The organism is Thiosulfatimonas sediminis, assembly GCF_011398355.1.
GTDB classification, from domain to species: Bacteria; Pseudomonadota; Gammaproteobacteria; order Thiomicrospirales; family Thiomicrospiraceae; genus Thiomicrorhabdus; species Thiomicrorhabdus sediminis_A.
This window is the reverse complement of the sequence record NZ_AP021889.1, coordinates 1188485-1214774: the sequence shown is the minus strand read 5'-3', so window position 1 is coordinate 1214774 and position 26290 is coordinate 1188485. Positions and strand designations below refer to the sequence as shown.

The window sequence follows — 26290 nt, the reverse complement described above, 5'->3', positions numbered from 1 at the left end:
GCGATTTAACAGGTCTATTCCGCAGAATAAGGCCCCCAAGCCGGCTCACGAACTTCCGCATTTTTAACTTGCAAAGTTTGCGAATAACGGCCGTCCATGGTCACCACAGCAAGCTGACCACGTCCGTTTTTGTTCATAGCATACAAAATCATTTCACTGTTTGGTGAAAAGCTTGGCGATTCGTCTAAAAACGTATCGGTAATCACTTCAAAGCGTTTGGTTTGCGTATCGACAAGCCCGATATGATAACCATTTCCGCCATGCACTACCGCGACATAGCGACCATCCGGCGAGATTTGCGGATCGGAATTATATTTACCTTCAAATGTAATGCGTACTTCATCACGGGTATCAAAGAAATATTGGAAAACTTGTGGCTGACCACGACGATCTGAGTTATACAGAATCGACTTACCATCAGGCGCCCAAGTGGCTTCCGTTTCAATCGCACGATCACGTGTAATCTGCTCTAAAGCGTTCGTGTTTAAATCCAGAACGTAGATATCAGCATTACCACCCTTAGAGAGCGTAACCGCTAATTTTTGACCATCCGGCGACCATGCGGGTGCGCCATTAATTCCTGGATAACCCGCCACTAAACGACGTTTCGAATCGCCTAAAGTTTGTACATAAACCTTAGAGCGACCCTCTTCAAACGAGACATACGCCAATTTCTTACCATCTGGAGACCAACTTGGCGACATAATCGGCTTAGTTGATTTTAAAATCGGCTGGGCATTAAAGCCATCTGCATCGGCAACTTCCAGTGTATAAAAGCGTTGTTTAGCCGCTTTAATCAACGTCACATAAGCGATTTGGGTATTAAAAGCGCCGCGCTTGCCGGTCAACTCTTGATATACCGCATCACTTATCTGATGCGCCACCTGACGCAATCCTTGCTGCGGCACATTACTCCAACGTTTACCCAACACCTGTTCTTTGCGCAATAAATTAATTAAGCGCATATCCACTTGAAACAAACCACTTGGCAACTGACTAACTTTTCCAATCACCATATTGTCCATGTTTAGCGCGCGCCAACGATCATAATTAATTTGCGTTAATTCGGTCGGGAAAGCCGGCATCTTTGCGCTGTCCAACGGCTTAAACTGGCCGCTTCGCTTTAAGTCTGCAGCCACAACAGTAGCAACGTCCAATTGACTATTATTGCTATTGGCGAACGGAACTATCGCAATCGGCAGCGCATTATCAAATCCTTCGTTAATCTCGATGGTTAATGCTGCTTTTGCCGTTAAGCTAAAAAGCAACAAAAACAGACCGAAACTTAAAATCCATCGTTTGGAATGACGCATTGAGAAGTCCTATTTTTATGGTTTAAAGGTAAAGAGAATTTCATCGTCGAACACTTCCGGAACCGGTGCCAAGGGCAAAGGAGCAGCTCGATAAACTGCGTCAATTGCCGCATTCTGGAACTGTTTGTCGGCAAACGCATTACAGTTCATTACATTCGCGTCAAGAATGGTGCCATCTCGATGCTGCTTAATACGTAAATCACACTGGGCCTGATCCGAAACCCTTGCCGGAGTACGCCAATTATTTTTGACTTTAGCGGCAATCGACGTGACATAACGCTGTTGCAAAGTCCGTAATTGCTTCAGATTTTCGGCCTCAATTCGCGCCTGTTCTTCGGCTTTTAACTGCTGTTGTAATTCGGCCTCTCGCTGCCGTTGTTCGGCTTGACGAGTTAACCGTTCTTGTTCAATACGGCGCTGTAACTCTTGTTCTGCGCGCTTACGTTCCGCCTCCGCTTTACGCTCGGCTTCGATGCGTTTCTGCTCAGCTTCTTTGGCTTTACGCTCAGCTTCTTGTCGCTGGCGTTCAGCTTCCGCTTTTTGACGTGCCAGAGCTTCATCCGCTTTGCGTTTTTCTTCAGCGGCTTTTTGGGCCGCTTCTTTCGCTTTACGCTCTTCTTCTATACGCTGACGTTCAGCTTCCTGTTGGCGTTTCTGCTCAGCTTCGGCCTGCAGTTTAGCCACCGATGCTTTGCGCTCCTCTTCTTCACGCTGCTTCTTAGCTTCTTGCTGACGCTGCTGCTCAAGTTGTGCTTTACGCTGTTCAATTTCCGCTTGGCGTTTCGCCGCTAACTCTTTTTCCCGCTCCGCTTGCGCTTTGATGCGAGCCTCTTCAGCTTTACGCTCTTCCTCGATACGCTGCTGCTCGGCTTCTTGCTGACGCTTTTTCTCCGCTATCGCTTCGCGCTTAGCTTGCTCTAAACGCTGTTCTTCCAAAGCACGCTGAATTTCAAAACGCTTTTGCTCATCCAAACGCTCTTGTTGGCGAGCTTGTAGCAACTCTATCTGCTGCTGCACTAAAGTCGCGTCCACGGCTGTCGTCTGCATCGGCAGATTATTAGGTACTTGTGGAATTTCCAGCGGTTGATTACTTTCACCACTATTCAATTCCAGCGGCGTTTTTTCAACAAACATATCCCATTTAAACGCCATAAGTCCCAACAGACCAAGGTGGATCAATAGCGCAAGTGTGAAGGCTTTGGGATGGCTTTTAAAAAAGTCGAGCATACCGTTTAAGGCTCCTGCACTTCTGGCTGAGTGATTAGAGAAACATTCGCCACTCCGTTACTTTGCAGCAACGTAAAAATTTGAATGACTTTGCCATAAGGTGCTGCGCGGTCGCCTTGAATATAGAACTGCTGTGTCTGGTTGATTTGTGCTTGCGCCACCACTTGCGCCACCAATGTTTGCACTTCACGGTCGCTAATAATGACTTCTGGCTGCGCCGACGTTTTATAGAGCCCGTCCGCAGTAATGGTAATCACAAATGGCGGTGCGGCTTCTATCTGCTCTACGGTTTTATTGTTGATTTGCGGCGTCTGCGGCAGTTCAACACTCACCGCTTGCTGAACGATTGGCGCGGTCACCATAAAAATAATCAACAAGACGAGGGTGACATCAATGTAAGGCACCACATTAATTTCTGCCATTAATCGACGTTTACGACGATTAGCACGAAAGCCTTGGTTAAACATCAATCACTCTCCTAAAATACGATAATCACAGATGCCTAAGCAACGGGTGCTTGCGGTTCAGAGTGTGCGTCATCCGCTTTATGCTTGGTCTGCTTTGACTCAATCACGTGTGCCTGACGTTGCAAAATACTCATAAAGCCTTCCGCAAAATTTTCATACTCCACCAACAAACGATCAATTTTACTGGACAGGCGATTGTAGGCAATAACCGCCGGAATCGCGGCAAACAAACCAATCGCGGTCGCGATAAGCGCTTCGGAAATCCCCGGGGCAACCGTTGCCAGCGTCGCATTCTGTACATCACCCAACGATTGGAAAGCGTGCATTACACCCCACACCGTACCGAACAGACCAATATAGGGCGCAGAAGAACCGACCGTCGCTAACAACGAGAGACGGTGCTCAAGCATATCCGCTTGACGACTAAAGGCGATTTTCATCGCACGCTGTGAACCCGATAAAAGATCGGCAGAAACGACAACACCCTGTTTTTGCAAACGCATAAACTCTTTAAAACCATCTGCAAAAATCAGCGCCATACCCTCTGAAGTGTCACGTGTTGCTTCCACTTTGTAATACAAATTGGTCAAGTCTTGCGCTTCCCAAAACTCGTTTTCGAAATGATTGGCAATCTTGTGGGATTTTTTTACCTGATGAGATTTGGCAATAGCGACAGTCCAAGCAGCAATTGACATCAGCGCCAAAATTAGCATTACCGCCTGTACCACTGGACTAGCCAGTAAAATAAGTTCTAATAGTTCGCTATCCATATCTGTTAATCCTACTAACTACTCGTCTGATAAAGTTATTTGCTTTTGCTCAAAAAGGCCATGTAAAAACACCAAGTAAATTCTGTTTAGCAAATCTTGCCATGCACTTTACTCATTCACATCGTCTTTTTCAACACCCAAATGTCCATAGCCTAGATTGGTTGCAACCCGACCGCGCGAAGTACGAATCATAAAGCCTTGCTGAACCAAAAAAGGTTCAATTACATCCTCAATCGTCCCACGCTCTTCACCCATCGCTGCAGATAAGCTATCAATACCAACCGGCCCACCGCCAAATTTATTAATCAACGCATCCAGGAACCGTAAATCCATTTTATCCAAACCAAGGTAATCAACTTCCAGTAGATTCAGGGCATGATTGGCGATTTCTTGGGAAATAATGCCGTCCCCTCTGACTTGCGCGTAATCGCGTACACGGCGCAACAAACGGTTAGCAATACGCGGTGTACCTCTTGAACGACGAGCGATTTCCATGGCTCCGTCAAAATGCGACTCCATGCCTAAAATATGCGCCGAACGCTGGACAATTTCACACAGCTCAGCATGACTGTAAAACTCTAAACGCTGTACCAAGCCGAAGCGATCACGCAATGGTGAGGTCAACAATCCAGCACGCGTGGTAGCACCGACCAAAGTAAACGGCGGTAAATCAATCTTTACGCTCTGCGCAGCTGGACCTTCGCCGATGATAATATCTATCTGGAAATCCTCCATCGCTGGATAGAGCACTTCTTCGACCACCGGACTTAAACGATGAATTTCATCGACAAATAGCACATCATGCGGCTCTAAGCGGGTAAGAATCGCAGCTAAGTCCCCTGGCTTCTCTATCACCGGACCGGAGGTTTGGCGCAGAGTGACGCCCATTTCTTGGGCGATGATATTTGATAAAGTGGTTTTACCCAAACCAGGCGGTCCATAAAGCAATACATGGTCTAATGGTTCCGCACGCATTTTAGCCGCTTGCATCGACAAACTGAGCTGTTCACGCACCGCAGTCTGGCCGATATAGTCAAACAACTGTTTAGGGCGAACCGATGGCACGTTATAGATGTCATCATCACTCTCTTGCGCACCGACAATACGATCGGTTTGTATCATGCCAATTTCACTCCCTGCAGCGCAGCTTTAATTAACGCTTCCAAGGTCATCCCCTGCTGATAGGCCTGTTTGACCATTTTCTCCGCTTGAGTCACTTTATATCCCAGTGACAATAATGCCTCAACCGCCTTATTAGAAACCATGACATCAGAGTGAAGTTGCTTAGCCAGTGCTTCACCGGATACACTGCCAAGAGCCCCACAAGACTGCAATGCAAAATCGTCAGTGCGATAATTCAACAAACCAGATTCGATCAATGGCTTAAGCCGATCGCGAATTTCTATCTGCAGGCGCTCCGCGGTTTTTTTGCCCACACCGGGTATACGCGTTAAAGCGGTCACATCACTCTGCTCAACTGACTGGCAAAACTCGCTGACCGTCATTGACGACAAAACAGCTAAAGCCATCTTTGCACCGATACCATTCACCTTTATCAACGTTTTAAAAAGAATGCGTTCGGCTTCGGTAGCAAAGCCAAATAACTGCATCGCATCTTCACGCACATGCAAATGGGTTAATAGCAATACTTCCTCATCGGCAGCTTGATTTAGTTGATAGAAAGTCGACATCGGCGCTTCCAACTCGTAACCCACGCCCTGCACATCCAGCCATAAGATCGGCGGCTGTTTCTTTGCCAAGAATCCTTTTAAAAAACCAATCATAACGCATTGTTTCCAAACATAATTTTAAAACTTCGTGCCCCGAGATATCAACGATGCATCCAAACCTAAAGACATATAACGGTCGTGACACAAGGCGCAAGCCAAAGCATCAGCCGCATCCTCTTGAGGCATTTCTGTGAGCTTCAATAAGTTCTGTACCATAAACTGCACTTGCGCTTTGGCGGCGTGCCCCTTACCCACAATGGTGCTTTTCACTTGGGTCGGGGTATATTCCATAATAGGCACATCATGCATTGCAGCCGCGCACAAAATCACGCCGCGTGCCTGCCCCAATGTAATTGCAGATTTTGGATTTTTATAAACAAAGACCTTTTCAATCGCCATGACATCTGGCTGGTACTGCTCAATAATTTGACACATCGATTGATAGATATGTTTTAGACGCTCGGCACCGGAATACTTTTCGACCCGTATGACACCGCTAATAAGATAATTTGGATTGAAACGACCGGACTCGACAATCCCGAATCCGGCTCTTCTGGAACCAGGGTCCACGCCTAAAATGCGTTTACGCGCTTGCTGCAAAGTATGCTCCCTGATGAACTGATTGAACCTGCTTTACATAACAAATTCGTTGTAAATTGTTAACTCGCAAAAACTTTACATTACGACGACGAATGCGCGACTAACCCTGCTTGCCGCGAGAAATCCAACATCCGTTGCAAAGATTGCAAGGCTTTCATCCTTAAGGGCTCCTCAATCTGCACAACCGGTGCCATCGCACGTAAACATTCCGCTAAGTTTTGCAAGCCGTTCATCGCCATCCATGGACAATGCGCGCAACTTTTACAAGTCGCACCATGACCGCCAGTCGGAGCAACCAACAGAGTTTTATGCGGAGCCAACTGCTGCATTTTATAAAAAATGTTATAGTCAGTGGCCACAATAAACTCGTCGTCATCCAAGCTCTGTACCGCATTCAGCAGCACCTTGGTCGACCCAACAATATCCGCTTGTTCAACCACCGCTGCAGGAGATTCTGGATGAACCAAAACCTTGGCGCGCGGATGTTTTTGGCGCAAATCATTTAATTCAAAGCTTTTAAATTCATCATGCACAATACAATGGCCCTGCCAACGAATCATCTCGATGCCCGTCTCTTTCTCAATCCAGTTACCAAGATGTCGATCAGGCGCCCAAATAATTTTTTCACCCTGCGCCTTAAGATGACGCACGATTTGCAAAGCATTACCGGATGTTACAACCCAATCCGCCAGTGCCTTAACTTCAGCACTGGTGTTAGCATAAACGACCACTTTATGCTGAGGGTACTGTGCACAAAACTCAGCAAACTCCTTGGCTGGGCAGCCGACATCCAATGAACAAGTCGCGTCCAGATTAGGCATTAGTACGGTTTTTTCCGGACTGAATATTTTTGCTGTTTCGCCCATAAAGCGCACACCGCAAACCACCAGCACATCAGCACTCGATTGCGCACCAAAATTCGCCATTTCCAGTGAATCAGCAACCACGCCACCAGTCTCTTCAGCCAAGGCTTGCAAATCATCATCCACATAGTAATGCGCCACTAACTGCGCATTTTTTGCCTTAAGAAGTTGTTTGATTTCCTCTTTAAGCAGCTGTTTTTGTTGATTATTCAACCAAGGCTGAGTTGGAACCTCGGCAATTAAACGCTGTATGTTTGCTTCAAGTTCAACCGGAATTTGCTGTAAGTTGCTAAGCGACATAGCAAGCCCTTACTTTTCGGCGACCAGCTGCGGCTTACGGAAACGCAACATCAGCTCTTCTAACTGTGCATTGTCGACCAAACCAGGCGCCTCGGTTAAAGGACAAGCCGCTGATTGGGTTTTCGGGAATGCAATAACATCACGAATCGAGGGAATATCGCCCAAAATCATCACCAAACGATCCAGGCCAAATGCCATACCGGCGTGCGGTGGACAACCATACTTCAACGCATCCAATAAGAAGCCAAACTTCTCTTGCGCTTCTTCCGCATCAATCCCGAGTAACTTAAAGACCGCCGCCTGCATTTTGGTATCGTGAATACGTACCGAACCACCGCCAACTTCTAACCCGTTAATCACCAAATCGTAAGCGCGTGCCAACATTTGCTCAGGTGCATGGTGGTTTAAAATCTCTTCTGTCGTAGCTTTCGGTTGAGTAAATGGATGATGCACAGCAACCATTCGAGCCGCCGCTTCATCAGCTTCAAACATTGGGAAATCAACAATCCACACCGGCTTAAAGCGCTCTTTAATCATGCCCAAGTCTTCGCCGATTTTACAACGCAGGGCGCCCATTGAATCGTTGACCACTTTCGCCGAATCGGCGCCAAAGAAAACGATATCGCCATCTTGCGCACCAACGCGGCTAAGGATTTCCATCACCTGCTCAGGGAAAAACTTAACAATTGGCGATTGCAAACCATCTAAGCCGGCTTGAATGTCATTCACCTTGATATATGCCAAGCCTTTAGCGCCATAGATACCGACAAATTTGGTATAAGCGTCAATATCTTTACGCGACAAGCTGCCGCCATTTGGTACACGTAAAGCAACCACACGACCTTTCGGATCTTTAGCAGGCGCTGCAAACACTTTAAAGTCAATATTTTGCAATAGGTCAGCGACATCCACCAACTGCATGTCAATACGCAAGTCAGGACGATCAATACCATATTTTTGTACCGCTTCGGCATAGGTCATACGCGGAAACTCATAACCAAACTCATAGCCAATCGCTTCTTTAAAAAGCGTTTTTGCCAAGCCTTCCATCATATTCATAACCTGTTCTTCGGTCATAAAAGAGGTTTCCATATCCAATTGAGTAAACTCAGGCTGGCGGTCGGCGCGCAAATCCTCATCACGGAAACAGCGTGTAATTTGGTAATAACGATCAAAACCAGACATCATCAGCAATTGCTTAAAAAGCTGCGGAGATTGCGGTAAAGCAAAGAATTTATTTGGATGAGTGCGGCTTGGCACAAGGTAATCACGTGCGCCTTCTGGGGTGGATTTGGTCAAAATTGGGGTTTCCATATCCATAAAACCGTTGCTGTCCAAATAACGACGCATTGACTTGGTAATGGCATAACGCAATTTTAAATTACCCTGCATCTGCTCGCGGCGCAAATCGATATAACGATATTTTAGACGGGTCTCTTCACCGACATTTTTTTCATCTAACTGAAACGGAATCGGCTCGGCCATACTCAGTACTTCAAGCTGTTCAGCCACAATTTCAATCTTACCGGTTTTCATATTAGGGTTGATGGTTCCGTCAGAACGCGCGATTACCTTACCGGTAATACTCAAAACACATTCCGCACGCAGCTTCTCTGCTTTCGCAAAATTATCATCTGCTGATGGATTAACAACAACCTGAACAAGCCCTTCACGATCGCGTAGATCAATGAAAATTACCCCACCGTGATCACGACGACGATGTACCCAACCAGCAACCTGCACCGTTTGCTCGATTAATGTTTCTGTAACTTGTCCACAATAATGCGTACGCATAATTTCCAAACCCTTTAATTCAACGTTTTCTATGTTTACAGTTAAAAACACATTCGCCACTTTCAGCGTAAACGGTGTTCTCAATTCTTAAAATAAAGCCGCCCTGTTGACACTTATTCTGTATCTTTTTAACAGCACAGCAAAAATCTATTGTTACTGTTTATCAGTGCTTGACGCACTATCCGTAACATTGACTGCCAAAGCCTTGCGCTTTTCATCCGGCGCAACCACACCGCCGGATATTACCATTTTCAGCGCATCATCGACATCCATATCCAATTTTATTATCTCGGAACGATCCGCCATAATAAAAAACCCGGACGTCGGATTTGGCGTAGTTGGCACAAACAGATTCACCACCTGTGGCATACCGGTTTTACGCTGTGGCTCAGAAATATTTTTACCGGTTTGAAAAGCCAAGGTCCACAAACCTTTACGAGGATATTCAATCAAAAACACGTTCTGGAAAGTCTGCTCACCAGAACCAAATAAGGCCTCGGCAATCTGTTTAACCGCTTTATAAATACTGCGCACCAGCGGGATACGTGATAAAAACGCTTCCCAAATACTCACCAACTTGCTGCCCAATAAATTGGCTGCCAAAACCCCAGTGAACAAAATCAGCAAAAACGACAACAATATTCCCAGTCCGGGAATATCCATTCCTAATAAAGTTTCTGGACGATATTGCAACGGCAACAGTAGTAAGCTTCTGTCAAACAGGTCTACCAAAAATTTTATGACGGCAATGGTCACACCCAATGGCAACCAGACCAGCAGCCCGGCGATAAGATAGCGCTTCAAGTAGGTCATATCAGATTCCAAGGCCATTAAAATATAAACGACACATTATAAAGGAATCTTGGCTCGATTTGAAAAGGAAAGGCAGGAAGTTTTTAAATCAAAACGCGCTAAGCAACTACAGAATCAACTTTCATTAAGCTTAGGTGAGGCGCGACAAAAAGTAATTTCAGGACAAGCCTCGAAATGAATCAACATCGCGACAGTGAAGAAGCTTCTTAAACGTAGAGCTCCAGTGGCGGCTCTTTTGCCAAACGCTTAATTAAATCACCGCGCGTCACTATCCCCACAGGATGTTTAAAGGCATCCATAATCACCAAAGCCCCCAAATTATACTGTGTAAATACCTGTGCTACCTGGCGAATATCGGTCGACAAATCGGTGGTCACCACCTGCCTCTGCATGATCTCGAACACCGGTTTTTCGCCACCAAACTCTAAAGCACCATCATCGCCAATCAACACCTTGCGTAGCAGCTGCTCGCGGGTCAACAAACCAATCAATCTTCGGTCATCCAAGACCGGCAGATAATTAATTTTCATCTCTGCCATCCGTGCAAACGCCTGAGCCAAATCAGCTTGTTGATGAATGCTAATCAAAGGCTCAGACATAATTTCAAGTACCTTAACAACGACTCGATGCTGTGACTCTTTACGATTCTGCTGATAAGCCTGTAAAGCCTTAGATGACTGTCCTAACAAAGACTTTTCATCCGGCTGCAACTCATCCAACCAAGCGTCTTCAATTTTATTAATGCGTTTAGAAGGATCTACTCGCAACATCGACAAATTTTGCGCCGAGGCCGCCAAGGATTGACCTTCCGGGCTATAGACCACAAACATCAGCAAGCACTCCTTATTTGTACGTAAACAATAATAAATATTATCGGCCGAAAATGTCTTTTTTGTAGCGCTATTTATTTGGCAAGTGCCACACCTTTATTTACAATGCCTGCCATACGCAAGCACAGAATAAGTTCACGTAATCTCAATCAAGAGGAAGGCAGTGACTACGTCAAGATAACGGACTGCCGCCATATCAAGTATTTGGCAAAAAAAGACAACCAAACCCTTGCTGACTTATTCTCGTCTTCCTTAGTAAACTCCAGATTCAGGAAATCATTTTGCAGAAGCAACTTAGTCAATATCAACACCGAATTAATCAGGTGCTATGCATCCATTTACAGCAACTGAAACATCAGGCTTGTCCAGAAAAACTACAACAAGCCTTGGAGTATGCGACTTTGGAACAAGGCAAAAGAATCCGTCCCGCGTTACTGTATGCCTGCGGAGAAGCACTAAAAATCCCTTCCGAAAATTTGGACGCACCCGCTGCCGCGATTGAACTAATCCATTGTTATTCGCTCGTACATGATGATTTGCCAGCAATGGATGATGACGACTTAAGACGAGGCAAAGCAACCACACACATTCAGTTTGACGAAGCAACCGCCATCCTTGTCGGTGACGCTCAGCAAACCCTAGCATTTGAAATTCTCAGCAATGCAGAACCCCTCAGCGCAGACGACAAAATCGAAATGATTCGCATCCTGAGCAAAGCCGCCGGTGCCTGCGGCATGATTGGCGGACAACAAATTGACATCGACTCAGCTGGCTGCTTACCTGAGCAGACCAAACTTGAAAATATGCACCAACTAAAAACAGGCGCACTTTTTGAAGCCGCATTACTCATGGCGGGTTGCCAACACCCCGCTTATAACGAAATCAAAGCCGATTTAAGCCATTATGCGCGTTCACTTGGCTTGGCATTTCAAGTGCATGACGATATTTTAGACATCGAAAGCGACACCGAAACCCTTGGTAAACCACAAGGCTCAGATGAAAGTGCCGACAAATCCACCTACCCAAAATTACTTGGTTTAGAAAAAGCCAAAACCTATCGCGACAATCTGATTATCGAGGCTAAAAAAGCCTTACAAAGACTGCCCTTCGAAAATGAGTTTTTATGGCAATTAACCGATTACATTGCACTGCGTAAATATTAATTGACACAGTGCCGAACAAAGGAAAAAAGAGACAGAATTTCAGAGACTTAGCTTTATTTTTACATCTCAAATCGGATATAATTAAAGGCTTAACTATTTTTTGAGAAGACTTGCATGGCACAACAATTTGTTCTAAAAACGATGCTGGATTTCGCAGCGGCGCACACGCTACGCGGCTACCCAGGCGACTGCGCCAAACTTCATGGCCACAACTGGAAAATTGAAGTACAAATTGTCGGCTCGAAACTGAATGAAATTGGCATGGTTGTTGATTTTAAAGAGATTAAACGTCACGCAAAAGAAGTGATTAAGGAACTTGACCACACCTATTTGAACGACCACCCACACTTTGCAAGCACAAACCCAACCGCTGAAAATATTGCCGCTTACCTGTATCAGCAAATTGCTGCACGAATTGGCTCACAGACCGTACAAATGCACAGCATCACCGTCTGGGAAAATGAACGCAATTGCGTTATCTACACCGAAAACTAAAAAAGCGCAATTAAATCCGATTAGCCACAGCAAAACACAGAACGACAAAATGCCAATTCGGCGTCAATCTGATTCAATTGATACAGTGTCCCCGACCCGCTCAATGCTTTGTCGCTTACACCAGCTTTGCAAGCGGCAAAACTTGACCTTTCACAACCTTACTCTTAGCATGAGCAAATCTTTTAATCTTTAGATTTGCACGGACTCCGAAAATGCCGGCTGAATTTAGCACTCCATTACTCACTTTACCCCCGATCCTTAGCGCCCTGTTCGGCATTATCCTCGGACTGATTATCGGCAGTTTCCTAAGCATGCTTACTTGGCGCATGCCGCTAAGCCTGTTTGCTGAAGACGAAAACACTGCGCACTACCGCATCATTAGCACTGGCCGGTCGCGCTGCCCAAACTGCCATACCGAATTGCCATGGTACCGCTTAATTCCATTATTTAGCTGGCTCTACAGCAAAGGGAAATGCCACCACTGCCACACACCAATATCCAAACGCTACCCACTGATTGAACTTGCCTCAGCCATTTTGACCGCGACAACGCTGCTGTATTTTGGATTTAGCTTAGAAGGGTTCGCAGCACTTATATTTTGCTGGCTACTTATCGCCATCACGGTAATCGACATAGAACACCAACTCATTTTGGACAACCTAAGTTTTCCGCTACTTTGGATTGGCTTACTTCTCAATACCCAAAGCATGTTCACCACTTTAGAATTAGCGGTATGGGGCGCTGCTTTGGGCTATCTATTATTATGGAGCGTATTCCATAGCTTCCGTCTACTGACCGGCAAAGAAGGCATGGGTTATGGTGATTTCAAAATGCTTGCCGCACTCGGGGCTTGGTTTGGCGCTCTCGCGATTGCGCAAATCATCTTTATTGCCGCACTCAGCAGCATCCTTATTGGATTAAGCCTTGCACTGCTTAAAATCCGTCCGCATGACGCCCCATTTGCATTTGGCCCATATCTGGCGCTCGGCGGATTAGTGACCCTCTTTTTTGGAAGCGAAATCCTTTAAGAAACCCCTAAATACTGTTGCTACTACTTCTTGGCGCCTAGAACACCCCCGCTCAACGCATCACGTAATTGCTAAGAGCAAATTCTAAAAGGAAGGATTAACCTGAGCGAAGCGATTACTTGCTCTCATCTCTGAACCTGAAAAAATAGCGAACGCCGCGCTGAAATCAACCATAACTTTGCTGCAACGCCTTAAAATTAAAAAACCGGCATTAAGCCGGTTTTAAAGTAGAAAAGATCGCTTATTTATCAGCATCTTTATCTTTCGAGCTTATGGTGGACCATACACCCTCATCGTTCTGACACACCTGCAACATCACCAAACCATTGCTCTTGACAAAATTCATCACATAACTAAACATGTTTGGGTTTTTTATCTCCAATTCAGTGTCAATCATCAAACATTTCTGGCCTTCGAAAAGTTCTGGATGAAGCAAATCGGAATACACCAAACGGTGCGAATCGCCAAAACTGGCCCCCATGGATGATATTCTGTCAATCCAGTCACTAGGTCGGAATTTACGACCATCTTCGGTCATTCCTTGAATGATATATTTACAATGCACTCGACGCTGCCCATAAGCATTTTCTAAAATTGTCGGGGATTTTAACACTATCCCCAGTGAAATCCGAGAGTCTGGGCCGATTATTTTTATCTATTACAACAATAAGCAATCTTAATAAGACAGATTGAAAACACCCTCTTTTTAATTCATCCAAACAGACCACAACGGCAACCTTTGGCGGTAAAGTTTTACGGATTCCCTCCCCAAACGGGGTGGTTAATGGCATAATAAGCGGCTTAATTGTTTTTCAGGTTTTTCAGCGATTTTATCCAGTCGATCAATCGCTAAACCAGCCGATTACACCACTAAAAGAAGTACACAATGAGCAAGTATCAGACTGACGATTTACGTATCAAAAACATCACCGAAGTGCGTTCGCCGCGCGAGTTACATGAACTCTACCCGATGAGCGATTTCGCTTCAAGCACCGTCTATGATACGCGTCAGCAAATTCATAACATTCTTGCTGGTCGTGATGATCGTCTACTGGTAATCATAGGCCCATGCTCGATTCACGACCCTGCGGCTGCGCGTGATTACGCCGCGCAACTCAAAGGGCAAATCGAAACACATAAAGAAGATTTACTGATAGTGATGCGCGTGTATTTTGAAAAACCACGCACTACCGTTGGCTGGAAAGGTCTAATTAACGACCCAAATCTGGACGAGTCTTTTGAAATCAACAAAGGCTTAGGATTAGCGCGAAAACTTCTGTGCGACATCAACAACCTAGGCGTGCCAGCAGCGACTGAGTTCTTAGACCTGATTTCTCCACAATATATCTCCGACCTAATTTCATGGGGAGCGATTGGCGCTCGCACCACCGAAAGCCAAGGTCACCGTGAACTGGCATCTGGCCTATCTTGCCCGGTCGGCTTTAAAAATGGTACCGATGGCAGTTTCCGCATTGCTGTTGACGCCATTCGTGCCGCGAATAATCCACATATTTTCATGTCACTCACAAAAGATGGCCACTCCGCCATTTTTGAAACCAATGGCAACCACGACTGTCACGTGATTCTGCGCGGTGGCAACGATGGCCCGAACTACGAAGCGCCGTTTGTCGCCGAAGCGGTCAAACAGCTAAAAGATGCCAATGTACAAAGCAAGCTGATGATTGACTGTAGCCACGCCAACAGTCAGAAAGACCATAACCGCCAAATGATTGTCGCAAAATCCATTCAAGAACAGTTGGAAAATGGCAATCCTGAAATTATGGGCGCCATGGTTGAGAGCCACTTGGTTGGCGGCCGTCAAGACGTCCACCCAGGCAAGCAACTCAATTACGGCCAGAGTATTACTGACGCCTGTATTGACTGGGATACCAGCCTTGAATTACTTAATATGCTGGCACAAGGGGTGCGCAGTCGTCGCGAAAAAACCGCACGGTAAACACGCACCACGAGCAACACACTCCTGAATAATCCCACCTTACGGTGGGATTATTGTCTACGCGACTCAATCACAAAATTGGCGACTAAAAGTGCTGAAAACCAGCGAGCATCGCATCCAACGCGAATGGTTGACCACGCAAACTCGCCTCTATCTTACCTCGATCGTTTATCTGACCAATCACGCTTAACGGAATGGTATTCTGCTGCGCCACAGCCAATAATGGCGCTAAAGCTTCCGCACTAATCGTAAAACAAAGCTGATAATCATCACCACCACTCAAAGGCCATGCCCAATTTTCATTCTCTGCAAATAGCGCCTGCATACCAGCGGAAAGCGGCAACCTATCCAACTCAATGTGCGCGCCCAACACTTTTGTCTCACCCAATAAACGCTGCTTTTTGTTGGAACTCTTCAGAATATGCCCAAGATCTTGCAAAAGACCATCCGAAATATCTATGGCACTGTGCGCAACCCCTGACAACAATTCCCCCAAAAGCAATTGCGGTTGTGGACGATTTAGATAATCCAGTGCAGCTTGTTTCTGCTGGGCAGATAAACCCATCGGAATTTGATGTAACGCGACTTGAAGACCCAATGCACCCTCACCCAAAACACCACTCACCACAATATAATCGCCCTCCTGAGCACCACTGCGTAATATCGCCTGACCGTAATCAACCCATCCTTTGGCACTGACAGTAAGCGTTAAAACCTTAGAACGCGTGGTATCACCCCCGATCAAAGCAATAGACAAGCCTGTAGAAGCCACTAAATCGGCAAAACCAAGGGCGAAATCAGCCATCCAATCTTGATTCGTTGCACACTCTGTCGGCAGACTCAAACCCAACGAATAAGCAAAAGGGGTCGCTGCCATAGCAGCCAAATCACTTAAATTAACCGCCAATGCTTTCCAAGCAACATCATAAGCACAAGTATTTTCCGGAAAATGCACCCCGCTGACTAAAGTGTCTGTTACGACCACCAACTGCTTACCAGCTGGCACGCTCAACACAGCACCATCATCACCAATGCCGATATCCGTTCCATCCAGTGCCGCTTGTTCTGAACTCTGCGACAAACCCAAAGGCGCGAAATAACAGTTAATTAAATCAAATTCCATCCACACACCCAAAAACAGAAAAACCCTCTTGCGAGGGCTTATCAATAATACTCAATTAGAGCGGTTTACATTACGCTTGCACAGAAACTTCAAGCTCACGCAGCTGTTTCGCCACCTTATCAAGTACACCATTAACAAACTTGTGACCTTCATCCGCACCAAAACGCTTAGCCAACTCAACCGCTTCGTTAATCACCACTCGATACGGAATTTCGATTTTCGAGCGCAATTCATAAACACCGATACGTAATATCGCACGCTCCACTGGATCTAAACGTTTTAAATCACGATCAATAAACTCGGCAAACAACGCATCCAGCTCTTCAGCATCACCAGTGATGGAATACAGTAGATCTTTAAAAAAGTCAAAATCAACTTTTTCAAGATAGCCGTCTTCACTGAACTGTTGCATGATTTTCAACACTTCGGTATTGGTCATCTGCCATTGGTAAAGTGCTTGCATCGCTGCACGACGCGCTTGGCTACGAGGACTAAGCGGCGCTTCATTTTCTTCGATTTCAACGCCTTGTCCAGGCAGAATAGAGTCACTAATATTCATTAAATTTGCTTCAATACATTAACCATTTCAATGGCAGCAAGAGTGGCTTCTTCACCCTTGTTCCCCATCTTAGTACCAGAACGCTCAATCGCTTGCTCAATCGAATTGACCGTTAAGATTCCAAACGCTACCGGCACGCCGTGTTTCAACATGACTTGACTGATACCTTTTACCGCTTCACCAGCAACAAAATCAAAATGTGGCGTACCACCTTGAATGACCGCACCCAGAGCCACAATCGCATCGTATTTTCCCGAAGCCGCCATTTTTTCAACCGCCAAAGGCACTTCAAAAGCACCAGGAACCATAACCTGAGTAATATTCTCTGCAGAACCACCGTGACGTTCGATGGTTTCAACTGAACCTTTTACCAAGTGATCAACGATAAAACTGTTCCAACGTGTCACCACAAAACCGATTTTCATATCTTGTGCAGATAGGTTCCCTTCAATCATTTTCATGTTTTCCTGAGCCTCTTATTTTTTGTTTTTTGTTTTTGATAGTTGCGCTATTTAAACGACGCTGAATAGCAGCCGCTTATTTTGCCACAAAAGCTGGGTAAATGGTCGCTAAAGGTTTAACCTTTTTTCTCAAGCACTTGACAAACTTCTAAACCAAAGCCGCTTAACGCAGTCATCTTCATTGCTGAGCCGATGACATTCAGTTTACGCATTCCTAAATCTGCAATAATTTGCGCACCTAAACCGTAAGTTTTGGTATCGTCTGGATGACTGCTTTCTGGAATCTTCACCCCCAAATCTTTCATTTGATAATGCTGAATCTTATCTAAGAGTTCGGTGGCATCTTCATGTTTACGCAACACAATAATCGCCCCTGCGCCTTCCGCAACAATTTGCTGCATCGCGGCTTGCAAACTCCAACCGCATTCTGGACGTTGCGAACCGAACACATCACACAAGGTATCCAGCATATGCACGCGCACTGCCACCGGCGCATCGGTATCGACCTTGCCGTAGACCAATGCAAAATGCGCTTTTTGGTCAAGAATATCCTGATAACCAATCAAGCGAAACTCGCCGTATTGAGTCGGCAATTTACATTCCGAAACACGTTCAATGGTTTTTTCGTTTTTTAGACGATACTGAATCAAATCGGCAATAGTACCAATTTTCAACTGATGCTCAGCTGCATAAGCTTCTAAATCATCACGACGCGCCATCGAACCATCTTCATTCATAATTTCGACAATCACCGAGGCCGGCTCAAAACCCGATAAACGCGCTAAATCACAACCGGCTTCAGTATGCCCTGCACGTGTTAGAACACCTCCAGGCTGAGCCATTAACGGAAAAATATGCCCTGGCGTAACAATATCTTGCGGACCCGCGCCTGCTTTTACCGCCGTGCGCACAGTCACCGCACGATCGGCTGCAGAGATACCCGTGGTCACCCCTTGCGCCGCTTCAATTGAAACGGTGAAATTAGTCCCGTGCGGATCGGTGTTGTTATGCACCATCAGCGGTAAATGCAATTGATTGCAACGGTCGCGCGTCATGGTCAAACAGATTAACCCACGCCCGTAACGCGCCATAAAGTTAATGTCCTCTGGCGTAACGGTTTGCGCTGAGACCAATAAATCACCTTCGTTTTCGCGATCTTCATCATCCATCAGGATGACCATTTTGCCTTGTTTATAATCTTCAATCAGTTCTTCAATGGTGTTTAATGGCATCTTATTTAAATCCGTTTTCTGCTAAAAATTGTTCGGTAATATTAGTTGTTGGTTGCTCTTGGCTCGGAGCGTGCAACATCCGCTCAAGGTAACGTGCTAAAAGATCAACTTCGAGGTTCACTTTCGTACCGACTTGGAAATGCTTAATCGTGGTTTCTTGACGCGTGTGCGGCACAATATTAACGTCAAACACACAACCTTCGACTTTATTGACCGTCAAGCTAATTCCATTAATACAAATAGAACCTTTGGCGGCAATGTATTTACAGATACCCAGCGGCGCTTCAATTTGATAACGCCAAGAACGTGCGTCTTGCGCGATGGATTTCACTCTTCCAACACCATCAACATGACCGGACACCAAATGCCCACCAAGACGATCTTGCAAGCGCAACGCCTTCTCTAAGTTGACTGGAGTCCCACTTTGCCATTCAGCCGCCGTGGTCACACTTAAAGTTTCACCAGAGACATCAGCCACATAGTAATCACGACCAAATTCAATTGCCGTCAAACAGATACCGTTGGCGGCAATCGAATCCCCCAAGGCTACATCACTCATATCCAGTTTTCCGGTATGAATGGTGACTTTCCAATCGCCGTTACGCGGCTCGATTTTGCTGATACTCCCCTCAGCAGCAATGATTCCTGTAAACATACTTTTGTTTTTCTCTGTCTTATTGTTTTAATTAGTTTTTAGGAAAACATCCAAAAAATCCAAATGACTTGGGGCACAAAGCAAGGTGACGATGCATTACAAAAACACCGATAATTAGCGCCTTGCCGCGCCTCATTCAATACGTCAATCGCTGGGTAAATGATTGTCTGACCGAATCGTTTTTTTAGCCGTCAAAATCAAACGAATATCGTCACCTAACTTATCCATTTGCTGAATTGTAAATGACAATTTATCCGCCATCTGCTGAACGCTCGGCAACTCAAACATCGGACGCGCTTGATGCCCCATCAACAGCGGTGCAATGAAAGCGTGAATCTCATTTACATAACCTGATTCGACAAAAGCACCCGCAGCCACCGCGCCGGTTTCCACCATAACATCGTTAATCTGCTCTTCATCCGCCAGATAGTGCAAGATCGATTCTATATCCAAGCGATCATCCTGAGCCGCAACCGCCACAATCTCGGCACGCTGTGCTAAAAGCTGCTCAACCATCGCCGGATTACTTTCTACCGATTCTTTACTGGTCATCAAAATTGTACGCCCAGGCAATTGCAGCATTTTAGCCTGTAACGGCATACTCAAATGCGGATCAAGCACGACTCGTAAAGGATGTACCCCTTCCGAACTTAAGCCGAGTTCGTTCAATTGTTGTGTAGTCAAACGCACCGTCATGCTTGGATCATCCATCAACACCGTGCCGATTCCAATAATCACCGCACCGGCTTGAGCACGCATTTTATGGACTTCCAAACGCGCTTGAGCACCGGTTATCCATTGACTGGTGCCGTCTGCCATCGCAGTACGACCATCCAAACTGGCTGCGATTTTGACGCGCACATATGGCAAGCCATCACGCATCCGTTGCAAAAACCCACAATTTAAGGCTTCAGCTTGCTCAGCTAAGACCCCAACCAGCACCTCAATTCCAGCAGCCTCTAAGCGTTGCACACCTTGGCCTGCCACCAATGGATTAGGATCGAGCATACCGATCACCACACGGGAGACTTTCGCCTCGATTAGACCGTCAGCACAAGGCGGTGTGCGCCCATGGTGCGAACAGGGCTCAAGCGTGACATAAGCGGTTGCCCCTTTTACATCAACCCCTTGCGCGGCGGCATTCGCCAAAGCAACACGTTCAGCATGTGGCTGCCCGGCCTTTTGATGCCAACCTTCAGCAAGGACGACATGGTCGCGCACCAAAACACAACCAACCGCCGGATTAGGCTTAGTCGAATAACGCCCTTTTAACGCCAAATCCAGCGCCTGTTGCATGAAAATCTTATCTTGCTCGGTTACAGTCACCTTCGTTCCTTTACCCTAAGATTTAGCGGTTGTCGTGACCATTAAACGCTCAATCTCTTCACGAAAAGCATTCACATCTTGAAAAGAACGATACACTGAAGCAAAACGCACATAAGCGACTTGATCTAAAGAGCTTAATTCATTCATCAACCATTCGCCAATCGTACTGGATGGCAACTCGCGCACACCCTCAGTCATCGCTTGCTTCATAATGCGATTCACAACCTTATCAATCGCCTCGCTTTTCACCGGGCGCTTTTCCAAAGCCTTAATCAAACCACTGCGAATTTTTTCTTCATTAAAGCGTTCTCGATTACCGTCGCTTTTAATAACACGCGGCAAGGACAACTCGGCTGATTCATAAGTGGTGAAACGCTCGCCGCATTGCAAGCACTCGCGCCGTCTACGCACTTGCACACCTTCGGTTGCCAAACGCGAGTCAACCACTTTGGTATCAGGCGCATTACAAAATGGACAGTGCATAGGCATCTCTCAACATTAATCAATTAGGGTTTTCCCAAGCGCAATATAAATGGACACTGTGCCCTTGTCTATTGAATCGTAATATTCAAAAAGCCAAATGCCGTTTGCGATACAAAAACTCGATTATGCACGGCGTTCGCCAAAGTTTATTCAGAGCGACTTTCATACCCTTAAGCAAATGCTTATTTATATTGTGCTTAGATGTGAAAAAACCACCAGATTTGGTGGTTTTCTCTGTAGGCAGAATTTATATCACATCACTGCTAAACATGTGAACCTTTTGTCACATAGGCGTCGCAGCAAGCGCTATAAACCTTACTTGTAGACTGGTTTTTTCGCGCACAAAGCAGAAACTTTCTCGCGTACGCGGCTGACAACAACCTCATCCCACGTATTGTTTTCTTGATCACAAGCGTCAATCACATCACACATCCAAGTTGCCAAGTTTGTACAATCGGCCACATCAAAGCCGCGAGTGGTTGCGGCTGCCGTACCAACACGAATACCGGAAGTCACGAACGGCGACATCGGATCATTAGGCACCGAGTTTTTGTTGATCGTGATGTGCGCTGCATCCAAAGCGGCATCAACCAACTTACCAGTCAACCCTTTTTCAATCAAACTGACCAAGAAAAGGTGGTTTTCTGTCCCACCAGAAACCACATCGCAACCACGCGCCTTAAACACTTCAGCCATCGCTTTGGCGTTTTTAATGACGTTAACACAGTACTCTTTCCATGAAGGTTCAAGACACTCTTTAAAAGCAACCGCTTTCGCCGCCATCACGTGAACCAAAGGACCGCCTTGACCGCCAGGGAAAATGGCTGAATTTAATTTCTTCTCAATCTCAGGATTCGCTTTCGCCAAAATCAAACCACCGCGAGGACCACGCAAAGTTTTATGTGTCGTCGTGGTGACCACATCGGCAAACGGAACTGGGTTAGGATATTCACCACCAGCAATAAGACCGGCAACGTGCGCCATATCGACAAACAGGTAAGCACCAACCGAATCGGCGATAGCACGGAATTTAGACCAATCAATAACTTGTGAATACGCAGAGAAACCGGCGATAATCATTTTAGGCTTATGCTCATCCGCCAGTTTTTGAACTTCATCGTAGTCAATTTGACCACTCACAGGATCAATACCGTACTGTACAGCGTTATAGATTTTACCCGAGAAGCTAACGTGCGAACCGTGCGTCAAGTGACCACCATGCGCCAAACTCATTCCTAAAACAGTATCAGCCGGCTCACATAATGCCATGTAAACCGCTGCATTTGCTTGCGAGCCAGAATGAGGCTGTACGTTAGCGTAATCTGCGCCAAATAGTTCTTTTGCACGATCAATCGCGGCCTGTTCAACAATGTCTGCAAACTCACAACCACCGTAATAACGTTTGCCGGGATAACCTTCAGCATACTTATTGGTGAAATAGGAACCTTGCGCTTCCATTACACGAGGGCTGGTGTAGTTTTCAGAAGCGATTAGTTCGATGTGAGACTCCTGACGGTTCTCTTCATTTTTAATCGCATCGGCAATCAAATCATCATAGCCAGCAATGGTCATGGATTTAGTAAACATGGTTAACACTCCATTTAAAAGTAGATCGAATCCGTGGCAACGTAGCACGAACCCACGATTTTCAAAGCGCAAATTTTACCCTTTTTTTGCACTAGGCCGCAAATTTAACGCACAAAATTTGGCGATTCTGCCAAAAAGCCAAAACAAGAAGCTTTAACTGCTTTTCGATTCTCGGTAAACTTGCGCAACGATTTACTCACTGTACGTTATTCAACTTAAGGATTTTCCATGGCACAATTTGTGTATACCATGAACCGTGTGGGCAAGGTTGTCCCACCGAACCGACACATTTTAAAAGACATTTCCCTATCGTTTTTTCCGGGTGCAAAGATTGGCGTTTTAGGCTTAAACGGTTCCGGTAAATCCACTCTTCTACGCATTATGGCCGGCATTGATACCGACATCGTTGGCGAAGCGCGCCCACAACCAGGGATTAAAGTTGGCTATCTACCGCAAGAACCGCAACTAGACGAAAGCAAAGACGTACGCGGTAACATCGAAGAGGCCGTGCTTGATGTCAAAAATGCCTTGGCAGAACTCGATGCCGTCTACGCCGCTTATGCAGAGCCAGATGCCGATTTTGACGCCCTTGCCAAAAAGCAGGGCGAAATTGAAGACTTAATCCAAGCCAAAGACGGCCACAATCTTGACCGCAACCTAGAAATCGCGGCCGATGCACTGCGCTTACCTGCTTGGGATGCCGATGTATCCAAGCTTTCTGGTGGCGAAAAGCGCCGCGTTGCGCTTTGTAAACTACTGTTAGATAAACCCGACATGCTGTTATTGGACGAGCCGACCAACCATTTGGATGCCGAGTCGATTGCGTGGTTAGAGCGCTTTTTACTTGAGTTTCCTGGCACGGTAGTGGCTATCACGCATGACCGTTACTTCCTAGACAATGCGGCAGAATGGATTCTTGAGTTAGATCGTGGCGAAGGGATTCCTTATGAAGGCAACTACTCAAGCTGGCTAGAGCAGAAAGAAAAACGCTTGGAACGTGAAGCGAAATCTGAAGCTGCACGGATGAAAACCATCAAAAGCGAATTAGAATGGGTTCGTCAAGGCGTTAAAGGCCGCCACGCCAAATCTAAAGCGCGCTTGGCGCGTTTTGAAGAACTCAGCTCGCAAGAACACCAAAAGCGTAATGAAACCAATGAAATTTTCATTCCGGTGGCAGAACGATTGGGTGAAAAAGTGATCGAAGTCACCAATATGTCAAAATCTTTTGGCGACCGTCTACTGATTGACAATCTCTCTTTCCGCCTACCGCAAGGGGGTATCGTCGGTATTATCGGTGCCAACGGTGCCGGTAAATCTACGCTGTTTAAAATGCTGACAGGCCAAGAACAACCCACTTCTGGCTCAGTGGTCTTTGGCGACACGGTACAACTTTCCTATGTTGACCAAAGCCGTGATGCGTTAGATGATAAAAAAACCGTCTGGGAAGAAATTTCCGAAGGTGATGAAGTCTTCATGGTTGGTAATATCGAAGTCAACTCACGCGCTTACTGCTCACGTTTTAACTTCCGTGGCGGCGACCAACAGAAGAAAATTGGCCAGTTATCGGGAGGTGAACGCAATCGTGTTCATCTTGCCAAAACCTTGCGCACTGGCGGCAATGTATTATTACTGGATGAACCGACCAACGATCTTGACGTTGAAACTTTGCGCGCGCTTGAAGAAGCCCTGCTTGAATTTGCTGGTTGTGCAGTCGTCATCTCCCACGATCGCTGGTTCCTAGACCGAATTGCCACACATATGCTTGCCTTTGAAGGTGATTCGCATGTTGAGTGGTTTGAGGGTAACTTCTCGGATTACGAAGCGGACCTAAAACGCCGTAAAGGGGCTGATGCAGCGCAACCGCATCGCATCAAATACAAGCCGATTTCTAAAGGATAATTGCACGTCCAACGGCTGTTTATGACAGCCGTTTTTGTACCTTCAACAAGCCATTTAGGCGGAGAAAATTTACATGAGTGACGCTTTAAAACACACCTATTCACACCTCGAGGCGATTGCTAGCGCCATGCCTGACCCGATTTTCATCATGGGTCAGGATGGCACTTATCTGGATATCGTCGGTGGTCAAGAGCGGACGCTCTATGCGGACGGTTCGACACTCATCGGCAAAAAATACCACCAAGTCCTGCCAGAAAAAATGGCGGATCGTTTTTTAAAAGTGGTGCAAAAATCAATTACCTCAAATACCCTGCAAGAGATTGAATACCAGCTCTCTAACAGCGATGTCAACGGCGTTTCAGAAGGCCCTTCCGGCGGACAATGGTATGAAGCGCGCGTCTATCCAGTGCAAGGCGACAGTTACGGTCAGCCGGCGGCAATCTGGCTTGCGATTAACATCACCAGCCGCAAACACATGGAAGAGCAGATAGAACATTTATCATCGAATGACCCGCTGACCAATCTATATAACCGCGACTTTTTCTTAGATTTATTGAACGAAGAACTCAATCGCGCAAAAATGAACAACCAACCGCTGTCTCTGATTAAAATCAATCTTGACTGCTTTAAAAACATTACCGATGGCTATGGTCATGAAATGGGCGATAAAGCGATTTTGGGCGCGGCGCACGCCATTGAAAAAGTCGCCAAGGAAATGGGGCCGATTGGCCGCTTGAGTTGCGATCAATTTATGATTGCCCTGCCAGAGGTTAAAGCGGTCGATGCTTATCGTATCGGCAAGCTGATTCAAGAGAAAATCACCGGTTATAAATTCAAATTGGATGACGGCACTACAACTTGCTTAACCAGCCATGCCGGTGTTACCGAACTCAGACATCCTGACGAAGATAGCCAGATTCTATTCAAGCGTGTGAATGAAGCCATTCAAAATCTTAGCGGCACGCGTGAAGTGATTAAGATTCAATAAACACGCAATCGTAAAATATTGAACCGCATAAAACCGTAATCCATGGTCTAAGGAGACTCAAGATGAAAAAGCTCGTTAAACAATTTCTGACCGCACTGGCCTTCTCCATCGCCTTTTTTGGCTTGGTTCATAGTGCCCAAGCCGCCGATGACGGTGCAAAGGTGGTGTACCATGTGGATTTTGCCGACCCGACCCGTTATTCGGCGACGCTGACCTCTATCAACAACATCATGAATTTCTACGAGAATGAGTTGATGGAGCCGGAAGTGCATTTGGTGTTTGTCGGTTTCGGTCTACGCTTCACCACCGATGATGCTTTGAAAGGCACACCGTATGAGCATGACGCCGCCCTGCTTGAACGTCGCGATGAACTCAAAGGCCGTCTGGACGCGTTGATGAATGTGCGTGGCGTCCAAGTTCACCTGTGTGACAAGACGCGTGACGAAGTCGGCTTGCCGCAGGATAAGGTGTATAAAGGCATTCAATTCGCTAAGTCTGGCGTAGCGAAAATTGCGATTCTTCAAAGTGAAGGCTTTGCGTATTTGAAAATTCAGTAAATTCTCTGTGCGAAAAGGACCAGCAGAACAAGTCTAATTAAGCCCGATTTCGGGCTTTAATTTTATTGAG

The 26290-nt window shown here is 46.1% G+C and carries 27 protein-coding genes; 7 read left to right on the top strand and 20 right to left on the bottom strand.

From position 1 onward, the window contains the following. Positions 1–14: 14 nt before the first annotated feature. From tolB to HRR27_RS05485, 11 genes are all read right to left on the bottom strand, one after another. Positions 15–1313, bottom strand: coding sequence for a Tol-Pal system beta propeller repeat protein TolB (gene tolB / locus HRR27_RS05535; RefSeq protein WP_173271679.1), 1299 nt, complete (start codon positions 1311–1313; stop codon positions 15–17). Positions 1314–1328: 15 nt separating this feature from the next. Further along, positions 1329–2540: a cell envelope integrity protein TolA gene (tolA, locus tag HRR27_RS05530; RefSeq protein ID WP_173271676.1), complete on the bottom strand. Its 1212-nt coding sequence runs from the start codon at positions 2538–2540 to the stop codon at positions 1329–1331. A gap of 5 nt (positions 2541–2545) precedes the next feature. Then, on the bottom strand, positions 2546–3007 hold the full coding sequence (locus HRR27_RS05525) for an ExbD/TolR family protein (protein WP_173271674.1): 462 nt from the start codon (positions 3005–3007) through the stop codon (positions 2546–2548). A 35-nt stretch (positions 3008–3042) separates the two neighbouring features. Beyond that, a complete protein-coding gene (gene tolQ, locus HRR27_RS05520; RefSeq protein WP_173271672.1) occupies positions 3043–3777 on the bottom strand; it encodes a protein TolQ in 735 nt (244 codons plus the stop codon). 108 nt (positions 3778–3885) lie between these two features. Then, positions 3886–4899, bottom strand: coding sequence for a Holliday junction branch migration DNA helicase RuvB (ruvB, locus tag HRR27_RS05515; protein WP_173271670.1), 1014 nt, complete (start codon positions 4897–4899; stop codon positions 3886–3888). Then, positions 4896–5561, bottom strand: a complete 666-nt coding sequence (ruvA, locus tag HRR27_RS05510; protein ID WP_173271668.1) for a Holliday junction branch migration protein RuvA — start codon at positions 5559–5561, stop codon at positions 4896–4898. The genes ruvB and ruvA overlap by 4 nt, the downstream gene beginning before the upstream one ends. 24 nt (positions 5562–5585) lie before the next feature. Continuing rightward, on the bottom strand, positions 5586–6107 hold the full coding sequence (gene ruvC / locus HRR27_RS05505; RefSeq protein WP_173271666.1) for a crossover junction endodeoxyribonuclease RuvC: 522 nt from the start codon (positions 6105–6107) through the stop codon (positions 5586–5588). Positions 6108–6187: 80 nt separating this feature from the next. Further along, the gene (gene nadA, locus HRR27_RS05500) at positions 6188–7270 is read right to left on the bottom strand and encodes a quinolinate synthase NadA (RefSeq protein ID WP_173271664.1); all 1083 of its coding nucleotides are present in this window, start codon (positions 7268–7270) and stop codon (positions 6188–6190) included. 9 nt (positions 7271–7279) lie between these two features. After that, positions 7280–9064, bottom strand: coding sequence for an aspartate--tRNA ligase (aspS, locus tag HRR27_RS05495; RefSeq protein WP_173271662.1), 1785 nt, complete (start codon positions 9062–9064; stop codon positions 7280–7282). Positions 9065–9217: 153 nt separating this feature from the next. Next, on the bottom strand, positions 9218–9877 hold the full coding sequence (locus HRR27_RS05490) for a DUF502 domain-containing protein (RefSeq protein ID WP_173271660.1): 660 nt from the start codon (positions 9875–9877) through the stop codon (positions 9218–9220). A gap of 206 nt (positions 9878–10083) precedes the next feature. Then, complete coding sequence (locus tag HRR27_RS05485; protein ID WP_173271658.1) at positions 10084–10707, bottom strand: CBS domain-containing protein; 624 nt, start codon at positions 10705–10707, stop codon at positions 10084–10086. A gap of 281 nt (positions 10708–10988) precedes the next feature. Here HRR27_RS05485 and HRR27_RS05480 point away from each other — a divergent pair, with 281 nt between their 5' ends. From HRR27_RS05480 to HRR27_RS05470, 3 genes are all read left to right on the top strand, one after another. Then, positions 10989–11870, top strand: a complete 882-nt coding sequence (locus HRR27_RS05480; protein ID WP_173271656.1) for a polyprenyl synthetase family protein — start codon at positions 10989–10991, stop codon at positions 11868–11870. Positions 11871–11984: 114 nt separating this feature from the next. Beyond that, the gene (gene queD, locus HRR27_RS05475) at positions 11985–12365 is read left to right on the top strand and encodes a 6-carboxytetrahydropterin synthase QueD (protein WP_173271654.1); all 381 of its coding nucleotides are present in this window, start codon (positions 11985–11987) and stop codon (positions 12363–12365) included. 212 nt (positions 12366–12577) lie between these two features. Beyond that, the gene (locus HRR27_RS05470) at positions 12578–13393 is read left to right on the top strand and encodes a prepilin peptidase (RefSeq protein ID WP_173271652.1); all 816 of its coding nucleotides are present in this window, start codon (positions 12578–12580) and stop codon (positions 13391–13393) included. A gap of 241 nt (positions 13394–13634) precedes the next feature. On the opposite strand, the gene HRR27_RS05465 is transcribed toward HRR27_RS05470, so the two are convergent. Next, positions 13635–14006, bottom strand: coding sequence for a DUF3579 domain-containing protein (locus tag HRR27_RS05465; RefSeq protein WP_243830890.1), 372 nt, complete (start codon positions 14004–14006; stop codon positions 13635–13637). A gap of 273 nt (positions 14007–14279) precedes the next feature. Between HRR27_RS05465 and HRR27_RS05460 the strand changes: the two genes are divergently transcribed. Then, entirely contained in the window at positions 14280–15350 is a 1071-nt protein-coding gene (locus tag HRR27_RS05460) for a 3-deoxy-7-phosphoheptulonate synthase (protein ID WP_173271650.1), read from the top strand. A gap of 85 nt (positions 15351–15435) precedes the next feature. Here HRR27_RS05460 and thiL read toward each other — a convergent pair whose 3' ends face one another. The 8 genes from thiL to glyA form a co-directional block, all read right to left on the bottom strand. After that, on the bottom strand, positions 15436–16473 hold the full coding sequence (thiL, locus tag HRR27_RS05455; protein ID WP_173271647.1) for a thiamine-phosphate kinase: 1038 nt from the start codon (positions 16471–16473) through the stop codon (positions 15436–15438). 70 nt (positions 16474–16543) lie between these two features. Continuing rightward, positions 16544–17032: a transcription antitermination factor NusB gene (nusB, locus tag HRR27_RS05450; RefSeq protein ID WP_173271644.1), complete on the bottom strand. Its 489-nt coding sequence runs from the start codon at positions 17030–17032 to the stop codon at positions 16544–16546. Then, the gene (gene ribH / locus HRR27_RS05445; protein ID WP_173271642.1) at positions 17032–17493 is read right to left on the bottom strand and encodes a 6,7-dimethyl-8-ribityllumazine synthase; all 462 of its coding nucleotides are present in this window, start codon (positions 17491–17493) and stop codon (positions 17032–17034) included. The genes nusB and ribH overlap by 1 nt, the downstream gene beginning before the upstream one ends. A gap of 116 nt (positions 17494–17609) precedes the next feature. Then, positions 17610–18725, bottom strand: a complete 1116-nt coding sequence (gene ribBA / locus HRR27_RS05440) for a bifunctional 3,4-dihydroxy-2-butanone-4-phosphate synthase/GTP cyclohydrolase II (protein WP_173271640.1) — start codon at positions 18723–18725, stop codon at positions 17610–17612. Between the two features lies 1 nt (position 18726). Further along, positions 18727–19380, bottom strand: a complete 654-nt coding sequence (locus tag HRR27_RS05435; protein WP_173271637.1) for a riboflavin synthase — start codon at positions 19378–19380, stop codon at positions 18727–18729. A gap of 144 nt (positions 19381–19524) precedes the next feature. Beyond that, positions 19525–20706, bottom strand: a complete 1182-nt coding sequence (ribD, locus tag HRR27_RS05430) for a bifunctional diaminohydroxyphosphoribosylaminopyrimidine deaminase/5-amino-6-(5-phosphoribosylamino)uracil reductase RibD (RefSeq protein WP_243830889.1) — start codon at positions 20704–20706, stop codon at positions 19525–19527. 15 nt (positions 20707–20721) lie between these two features. Further along, complete coding sequence (gene nrdR / locus HRR27_RS05425; protein WP_173271635.1) at positions 20722–21189, bottom strand: transcriptional regulator NrdR; 468 nt, start codon at positions 21187–21189, stop codon at positions 20722–20724. A gap of 315 nt (positions 21190–21504) precedes the next feature. Next, positions 21505–22776 (bottom strand): serine hydroxymethyltransferase, encoded by a 1272-nt coding sequence (gene glyA / locus HRR27_RS05420; protein WP_173271632.1) that lies wholly within the window; start codon positions 22774–22776, stop codon positions 21505–21507. Between the two features lie 228 nt (positions 22777–23004). Between glyA and ettA the strand changes: the two genes are divergently transcribed. The 3 genes from ettA to HRR27_RS05405 all read left to right on the top strand — a co-directional run bounded on the left by ettA (position 23005) and on the right by HRR27_RS05405 (position 26220). Then, positions 23005–24675 carry an energy-dependent translational throttle protein EttA gene (gene ettA, locus HRR27_RS05415; RefSeq protein WP_173271630.1) on the top strand — a complete coding sequence of 557 codons (1671 nt, stop codon included), beginning with the start codon at positions 23005–23007 and terminating at the stop codon, positions 24673–24675. 73 nt (positions 24676–24748) lie between these two features. Further along, positions 24749–25663: a sensor domain-containing diguanylate cyclase gene (locus HRR27_RS05410; RefSeq protein WP_173271627.1), complete on the top strand. Its 915-nt coding sequence runs from the start codon at positions 24749–24751 to the stop codon at positions 25661–25663. A gap of 62 nt (positions 25664–25725) precedes the next feature. Further along, positions 25726–26220, top strand: coding sequence for a DsrE family protein (locus tag HRR27_RS05405; protein ID WP_173271619.1), 495 nt, complete (start codon positions 25726–25728; stop codon positions 26218–26220). Positions 26221–26290: the final 70 nt, after the last annotated feature.

Coding starts and splice junctions, on each gene's coding strand:
- glyA (WP_173271632.1), bottom strand. CDS start 22,776: ATGTTTACTAAATCCATGACCATTGCTGGCTATGATGATTTGATTGCC.
- HRR27_RS05485 (WP_173271658.1), bottom strand. CDS start 10,707: ATGTTTGTGGTCTATAGCCCGGAAGGTCAATCCTTGGCGGCCTCGGCG.
- HRR27_RS05460 (WP_173271650.1), top strand. CDS start 14,280: ATGAGCAAGTATCAGACTGACGATTTACGTATCAAAAACATCACCGAA.
- nadA (WP_173271664.1), bottom strand. CDS start 7,270: ATGTCGCTTAGCAACTTACAGCAAATTCCGGTTGAACTTGAAGCAAAC.
- HRR27_RS05410 (WP_173271627.1), top strand. CDS start 24,749: ATGAGTGACGCTTTAAAACACACCTATTCACACCTCGAGGCGATTGCT.
- ruvA (WP_173271668.1), bottom strand. CDS start 5,561: ATGATTGGTTTTTTAAAAGGATTCTTGGCAAAGAAACAGCCGCCGATC.
- tolQ (WP_173271672.1), bottom strand. CDS start 3,777: ATGGATAGCGAACTATTAGAACTTATTTTACTGGCTAGTCCAGTGGTA.
- queD (WP_173271654.1), top strand. CDS start 11,985: ATGGCACAACAATTTGTTCTAAAAACGATGCTGGATTTCGCAGCGGCG.
- ruvB (WP_173271670.1), bottom strand. CDS start 4,899: ATGATACAAACCGATCGTATTGTCGGTGCGCAAGAGAGTGATGATGAC.
- aspS (WP_173271662.1), bottom strand. CDS start 9,064: ATGCGTACGCATTATTGTGGACAAGTTACAGAAACATTAATCGAGCAA.
- HRR27_RS05490 (WP_173271660.1), bottom strand. CDS start 9,877: ATGACCTACTTGAAGCGCTATCTTATCGCCGGGCTGCTGGTCTGGTTG.
- ettA (WP_173271630.1), top strand. CDS start 23,005: ATGGCACAATTTGTGTATACCATGAACCGTGTGGGCAAGGTTGTCCCA.
- ribBA (WP_173271640.1), bottom strand. CDS start 18,725: ATGCCATTAAACACCATTGAAGAACTGATTGAAGATTATAAACAAGGC.
- HRR27_RS05525 (WP_173271674.1), bottom strand. CDS start 3,007: ATGTTTAACCAAGGCTTTCGTGCTAATCGTCGTAAACGTCGATTAATG.
- tolA (WP_173271676.1), bottom strand. CDS start 2,540: ATGCTCGACTTTTTTAAAAGCCATCCCAAAGCCTTCACACTTGCGCTA.
- HRR27_RS05470 (WP_173271652.1), top strand. CDS start 12,578: ATGCCGGCTGAATTTAGCACTCCATTACTCACTTTACCCCCGATCCTT.
- tolB (WP_173271679.1), bottom strand. CDS start 1,313: ATGCGTCATTCCAAACGATGGATTTTAAGTTTCGGTCTGTTTTTGTTG.
- HRR27_RS05405 (WP_173271619.1), top strand. CDS start 25,726: ATGAAAAAGCTCGTTAAACAATTTCTGACCGCACTGGCCTTCTCCATC.
- HRR27_RS05435 (WP_173271637.1), bottom strand. CDS start 19,380: ATGTTTACAGGAATCATTGCTGCTGAGGGGAGTATCAGCAAAATCGAG.
- thiL (WP_173271647.1), bottom strand. CDS start 16,473: ATGGAATTTGATTTAATTAACTGTTATTTCGCGCCTTTGGGTTTGTCG.
- ribH (WP_173271642.1), bottom strand. CDS start 17,493: ATGAAAATGATTGAAGGGAACCTATCTGCACAAGATATGAAAATCGGT.
- nrdR (WP_173271635.1), bottom strand. CDS start 21,189: ATGCACTGTCCATTTTGTAATGCGCCTGATACCAAAGTGGTTGACTCG.
- nusB (WP_173271644.1), bottom strand. CDS start 17,032: ATGAATATTAGTGACTCTATTCTGCCTGGACAAGGCGTTGAAATCGAA.